General features: G+C 70.7%; 6 protein-coding genes. 3 read left to right on the top strand and 3 right to left on the bottom strand.

Annotated features, from left to right (window positions below; genetic code table 11):
• A partial coding sequence (locus BN11_RS09140; protein WP_053084047.1) for a glucose-1-phosphate adenylyltransferase family protein occupies nucleotides 1-1,071 on the bottom strand: 1,071 nt, incomplete at its 3' end.
• A 19-nt stretch (nucleotides 1,072-1,090) separates the two neighbouring features.
• Between BN11_RS09140 and BN11_RS09135 the strand changes: the two genes are divergently transcribed.
• The 3 genes from BN11_RS09135 (at nucleotide 1,091) to BN11_RS09125 (ending at nucleotide 3,625) form a co-directional block, all read left to right on the top strand.
• Nucleotides 1,091-2,368, top strand: coding sequence for a saccharopine dehydrogenase family protein (locus BN11_RS09135; protein WP_048696865.1), 1,278 nt, complete (start codon nucleotides 1,091-1,093; stop codon nucleotides 2,366-2,368).
• Between the two features lie 33 nt (nucleotides 2,369-2,401).
• Nucleotides 2,402-3,067, top strand: a complete 666-nt coding sequence (locus BN11_RS09130) for an LmeA family phospholipid-binding protein (protein WP_157044055.1) — start codon at nucleotides 2,402-2,404, stop codon at nucleotides 3,065-3,067.
• 132 nt (nucleotides 3,068-3,199) lie between these two features.
• A complete protein-coding gene (locus tag BN11_RS09125; protein ID WP_048696860.1) occupies nucleotides 3,200-3,625 on the top strand; it encodes a pyridoxamine 5'-phosphate oxidase family protein in 426 nt (141 codons plus the stop codon).
• Nucleotides 3,626-3,628: 3 nt separating this feature from the next.
• Here the strand turns inward: BN11_RS09125 and BN11_RS09120 are convergent, their stop codons facing one another.
• Together BN11_RS09120 and BN11_RS23605 are read right to left on the bottom strand one after the other, a co-directional pair.
• Nucleotides 3,629-5,665 (bottom strand): NAD(+) synthase, encoded by a 2,037-nt coding sequence (locus tag BN11_RS09120; protein ID WP_048696858.1) that lies wholly within the window; start codon nucleotides 5,663-5,665, stop codon nucleotides 3,629-3,631.
• A gap of 87 nt (nucleotides 5,666-5,752) precedes the next feature.
• Nucleotides 5,753-6,409, bottom strand: a 657-nt coding sequence (locus BN11_RS23605; protein ID WP_048696854.1) for a hypothetical protein, incomplete at its 5' end; no start/stop codon positions are given.

Genomic DNA, 6,409 nt, shown 5'->3' with positions numbered 1-6,409 from the left:
CGCGCCGGCGGCGACCCGGACGCCGGCCATCAGCACGCTGTCCACGACTCGCGCACCCGCCTCGATGACGCATCCGGGGCCGACGACGCTGCCGCATACCGTGCCGTGCACCGCCGCGCCCGGCGAGAGGAGCGAGTCGGCGACTGTCCCCTCCGCCGCCACCCACGCGGGCGGCAGCTCGGGGAAGCGGGTGAGCATCGGCCAGCGCGGGTCGTCGAATACGTCCACCTTGCCGCGCAGCAGGTCCCGGTGCGCCGCAAGGTATGCCGCGGGGCGGCCGAGGTCCTTCCAATAGCCTTCCAGCGCATGGGCATACGTCCGGCCCCGCGCGATCAGCCGGGGCACCAGGTGCTCCCCGAAATCGCCCAGCCCCTCCGTCAGCCCCGGGTCCACCGCGGCCCGGTCCCGGCGCAGGGCGTCGAGTTCGGCGAGGAGGCGCGGCGCGTCATACACGAACACCTCGGTCGCGACGAGGCCCGAGGCAGGACGCGAGGGTTTGTAGTCCAATCCCTTCACGAGCTGGCCGCGGCCGACCCGCACCACCGCCTTGTGCTTGGCCTCCGCCAACGGCACCTCGGTGGTCACGATCGTGCACTCGGCCCGGCGGTCCAGGTGCCGCGCGAGCACCTCCCGCAGGTCGAGACGAAAAATGTGGTCCGCGCTGGTGACGATGACGACGTCCGGATCCAGTTCGGCGATGTCGTTGTGCATCCGCAGCAGATCGTCGGCATTGCCGGCGCTGAATCCGGCTACCGAGTCCGTGTGGCCCGCCTCCGGCACCAGCCGCCGATAGCCACCGCGGGTGCGATCGAGGTCCCACGGGCGACCCTGCGCGAGATGCCGGTCCAGCGAACCCGCCTGATATTGCACCGACACCCACACGTGCGGGATCTGGCTGTTGGCGAGATTCGATAGGGCGAAGTCGATGAGCTGGTAGCTGCCGGCGAACGGCAGCGCCGGCTTGGCCCGCTCCCGCGTCAGGACATCCATGCGGGAGCCCTCACCGCCCGCCTGCACGACCGCGAGGATGCGCGCAGTGCGCGACGACGGGAGGACGTGGTGCCGAGGCATGCGACCTAGACTGCCCGACATGAGCACCGGCGACCGCACCTATGACCTCGTCCTCTTCGGCGCGAGCGGCTTCGTCGGCAAACTCACCGCCGGCCACCTCGCCCAGCACGCCCCCGACGGCGCCCGCATCGCCCTCGCCGGGCGCACCGAGTCCAAGCTCCAGGCCGTCCGCGACAGCCTCGGCCCCGCCGCGGAGGGCTGGGACCTGCTCGTCGCCGACGCCGCCGACGAGCCCCGCCTCGCCGAACTCGCCGCGAGCACGAAGGTGGTCGTGACCACCGTCGGCCCTTACGCCAAATACGGTATGCCGCTCGTCGCCGCCTGCGCTCGCGCCGGCACCCACTACGCCGACCTGACCGGTGAGGTCCTCTTCGTGCGCCGCAGCGCCGACGCCAATCACGAGCTCGCTGCCGACACCGGAGCCAAGATCGTGCACGCATGCGGCTTCGACTCGATCCCCTCCGACCTCGGCGTCTATCTCACGGCCGAGCAGGCCAAGGCCGACGGTGCCGGCGAGCTGACGCAGACCACCCTCTATGTCCGCCAGCTCAAGGGCGGCTTCAGCGGCGGCACCATCGACTCGATGCGCACCCAGGCGATCGAGACGCGCGCGGACGCCGGCGACCGCAAGATCGTCGCCGACCCTTACGGCCTCAGCCCCGACCGCGGCGCCGAACCGTCCCGCAGCGGACCCCGGCCGCCGAAGGCGACCAACCCGTTGTCGGTGGCCGGCGGCATACTCAAGAACTTGCCCGTCCGCCGCACGGCCGACGGGCACTGGACGGGGCCGTTCGTCATGGCCTCGTTCAACACGCGCATCGTGCGCCGCTCCAATGCGTTGCTCGGGCACGCCTATGGCACGGGGTTCCGCTATCAGGAGGTGGTGGACTTCGGCACCTCCGCCAAGGCGCCGGTCCTGGCAGCCGGGATGACGGCCGGCCTCCTCGGGGTCGCCACGGGTATGCAGTTCGGTCCCGGCCGAGCCGTGCTCGACCGCGTCCTGCCCAAGCCGGGCGAGGGACCGAGCCCGGAGGCGCAGGAGAAGGGCCGCTTCCGCATGGTCATCGACGCCCGGACGACGAGCGGGGCGCGCTACGAGACGACCGTCGCGGCGCAGGCCGACCCGGGTTACAGCGGCACGGCCGTCATGCTCGGCCAGGCGGGCCTCTGCCTCGCCTTCGACGAACTTCCCGACCGCGCCGGGGTGCTCACCCCAGCCGTGGCGATGGCCGACGCCCTCACCGCCCGGCTGCGCGCCCAGGACTTCACCCTCGAGACCCGGCGGGTCGAAGCGTAGGCGAGCGGGCGGCATACCACCGGGGCGGCCGGCGTGCAGCGATTCCTCGCGGGGATGGCGACGATGCTCGCCATCGTCGTCGCGGTCTTCGTCGTCCTCTTCGGCATGCTGCGCGACCCCGGCACCCAGGTCCCGCACGACGTCTCGCTCGGCCCGGGCGTGCGCCCCAGCCAGCCCCCCGCCGATCTCGGCCCGGACGAGACGTGGCTCGGCGACGTCGACCTCAGCTCCAGCGCGCTGGTGACCCCGCAAGGACCCCTGCGGGCGGTCGAGGCGACGGGCACCAACGTGCGCGTCACCCGCGACGGCCTGCGCGTCGGCGAGGTGCGGCTGGTGGTGGCCACCTTGCCCTTCGACGTGGCCGAGGAGCAGGTGGGCCAGGGCGTGCAGCTGTATGACGCCGGCGGCAACCGGGTGGGTGTGCGCCGGTCGGCGACGCTGCTGGGGGTGGATGTCGCGGTGAGCGCGACGGGGACGGTCCGGGCGGTCGGCGGCGACCTGCTCATCACCCCCGAGAGCGTCGACATCGGCCTGCCGGGCCTGGTCAACGACGCGTTGAGCAATGCCGCGCGCGAGCTGGTGACGATCCGCCAGAGCATCCAGGGCCTCCCGGCGGGGCTGCACCTCACGGACGTGACGGTCCGCGCCGACGGCTTCCGCGCCACCCTGCGCGGCACGGATGTGACCATCGCCGGCTAGGCGGGCACCGGGGCAGTGTGATCACGTCGTTGCCGGACCAGCGCACCGCGTCTTCCCCGGGCGTATTAGCGTTGGGGCATCAGCGACAGTCCGGCTGCGGGCCGGCTCCCCTGGGATCGAAGGAGACACGTCATGCTCGACGAAAGCCCCGTGACGAACCTGACCGATGAGCAGTGTTGGGAGCTGTTGGAGGCCAACGAATTCGGGCGCCTGGCCTTCCACATGGCCGGCGAGGTCCACATCACGCCGATCAACTATGTCGTCGATCAGGGACGGCTGATCTTCCGCACCGCCGAGGGCAACAAGCTGCTCGGCATGACGATGAACCACGATGTCGCGTTCGAGATCGACCAGTTCACCGAGGACGAGGCCGTCAGCGTCGTCCTGCGCGGCAGCGCCGACACCCTCGAGGGCGATGCGGCCGAGTTCGTCGACACCCTCCCCCTGCGGCCCTGGGTCGCCACCACCAAGCTGGTCGTCGTGGCGATCACCCCCGAGGAGATGAGCGGGCGCCGCTTCACGTTGCAGCGGCCCTGGCTGCACTCCCGCAAGGACTGACGGCTAGCTCTCCGGCACCCGCTCCAGGTCCGCGAGCCAGACGGCCGAGGAGACGTCCGACGGCATCCGCCAGTCGCCACGCGGGGACAGCGAACCGCCCCGGATCACCTTGGGCCCGTTGGGCAGCGCGGAGCGCTTGAACTGGTTGGCGAAGTAGCGCTTGCCGAAGACTGCCATCCAGTGCCGGATGGTCGCCAGGTCGTAGCCGTGCCGCTTGGCCTCGGGATAGTTCGGTGGCCACTCGCCCACGGTGGCGTCGGTCCAGGCGTGTGTGGCGAGAAAAGCGATCTTGCTGGGCAGGTAGCCGCGTCGCAGCACGTGGAAGAGGGTGAAATCCTGCAGGGAGTAGGGCCCGATGGCGTCCTCCGTCGACTGGGGTTTCTCGCCCTCCTTCTGCGGGACCAGCTCGGGTGAGATCTCGGTGTCGAGGATCGACTGCAGGATCTCCCCGACGTGGTCGTCGAACTGACCCGACGTCGCGACCCACCGGATCAGGTGCTGCATCAGCGTCTTGGGCACCCCGGAGTTGACGCCGTAGTGCGACATCTGGTCACCCACCCCGTAGGTGCACCAGCCGAGCGCCAGCTCCGACAGGTCGCCGGTGCCGAGCACGATGCCGCCGTTGTGATTGGCGAGCCGGAACAGGTAGTCGGTGCGCAGGCCGGCCTGGACGTTCTCGAAGGTCACGTCGTAGACCTCCTCGCCCCGACCGAACGGGTGCCCCATGTCGGTGAGCATCTGTGTCGCCGCGGCACGAATGTCGAGGGTCGAGAAGGTGACGCCGAGCGACTCGGACAGCAGCGTCGCGTTGTTCTTCGTGTGCTCGCTCGTGGCGAAGCCCGGCATCGTGTAGGCCAGGATGTCGCTGCGCGGCCGCCCGAGCCGGTCCATCGCCTTCGCCGCGACGATGAGCGCGTGGGTGGAGTCGAGGCCGCCGGAGACGCCGATGACGATCTTCGGCTGGCCGATCGCCCGCAGGCGCTGCTCGAGCCCGGAGACCTGGATGTTGTAGGCCTCGTAGCAGTCGAGCGCGAGCCGCTCCTCCTCGTCGGGGACGAACGGGAAGCGGTCGACCTTGCGCAGCAGGCCGATGTCGGTATGCGGCGGGTCGAGGGTGAAGTCGATCGTGCGGTATGCCGTCCGGTCACCGTAGGTGCGCCGGTTGTCGTCGAACGTGCCCTGCCGCATCCGCTCCTGGCGCAGCAGGTCGAGGTCGACGTCGGCGACGGAGTGGCGGGCCCCGGCGGGGAAGCGCTCGGTCTCGGCGAGCAGCGCCCCCATCTCGTAGATCATGGTCTGCCCGTCCCAGGACAAGTCGGTGCTCGACTCGCCTTCTCCCGCAGCGGCATATAGGTATGCCGCGTTGCAGCGGGAGGAGGAGGACTCGCACAACAGCTTGCGGTCGTAGGACTTGGCGACTGTGATCGGGCTGCCGGAGATGTTCACCAGGACCGCCGCCCCGGCCAGCGAGGCCTCGGCGCTCGGCGGGATCGGCACCCACATGTCCTCGCACACCTCGACGTGCACGGTGAGCCCGCGCACGTCCGTGGCACGGAAGATCAGGTCGGGTCCGAAGGGGATCTCGGTTTCTCGCAACCGGATCGACTGCCCGCGCTGGTCGTCCCCAGGCGCGAAGTGCCGGCGCTCGTAGAACTCGCGATAGGTCGGCAGGTACGACTTGGGCGCCACGCCGAGGATCGTGCCGCGGTGGATGATCACCGCGCAGTTGAAGATCCGGTTCCCTTTGCGCAGCGGCGCCCCGATGACGAGCACCGGCAGCAGGTCCCGGGAGCCGTCGACCACGGCATACAGCGCCTCCTCGACCGCGTCGAGCACCGGGTCCTGCAGGAACAGGTCCTCGAGCGAATAGCCGGACAGCCCCAGCTCCGGGAAGACCGCCAGGGCCACCGACTCCTCGTGGCAGACCCGAGCCTGTTCGAGGATCGCCTCGGCGTTCTTGGCCGGCTGGGCGAGCGCGACGGGCAGGGTGACGGCGGCGACCCGGGCGAACCCGTGCGCGTAGGCCGAACGGAACTCCATGCGGCCGATCCTATGGGCAGCCTCGGGGCCGACCCGGCGGGCCGCCGGTGACATCTCGACGGGCAGGAATCGACATCTCGACGGGCGTCAGTCGGCGAGCGCCGGGGCGCGTGGGGTGGGGGCGGCCGGGCTGACCGACCAGCACACGCACGCCAGGGCGATCAGCAGCAGGTTGCGCACGAAGAGGATCCAGATCGGCAGCGTCTCGAGGCCGACGAGGTTCCAGTAGCGGAACGGGAAGTACAGGTGCGTGACGAGCATCAGGACAGGGGTCATCACGAACGCCGTCAGCCCGCGCCGGCCCGGCAGCAGCAGGCTGGCCGGGACGATCCACAGCAGGTATTGCGGTGAGAGGACTTTCGAGCCGACGGCGAGGAAGACGATGGTCGCCGCGAGTGTCGCCAGGAGGTATGCCGCGTCGAGACCGCGCACGAGCGCCCCGAGGTGGCGGGCGTAGCGGACGGAGACGGCGACGATGGCGAGGAAGGCCAGCAGGGTGGTGGCGGTGGCGAGCACCTCCGCCGTCTGCCCGGTCGGTCCCTGGCTGCCGAAGGCCGACTCGATCGTGACCGGCACCCCTGCCGTCGCGTGCCACAGCAACACATACGAGCTGGCCGTGGACTCGATCTGCGGGGGCCGTTGGAGGTGGTACATCACCATGTCCCACAGTCCGCGGGGCGCGAGCAGGGCCGCGGGGGCGAAGAGCGCGACCGTGGCCGCGATCCCGCCGGCTGCCCCCCGCCG

It is taken from the genome of Nostocoides australiense Ben110 (assembly GCF_001050535.1).
Classification (GTDB): domain Bacteria; phylum Actinomycetota; class Actinomycetes; order Actinomycetales; family Dermatophilaceae; genus Nostocoides_A; species Nostocoides_A australiense.
The sequence above is the reverse complement of the archived record's forward strand: the minus strand, read 5'-3'. Positions and strand labels throughout refer to the sequence as shown.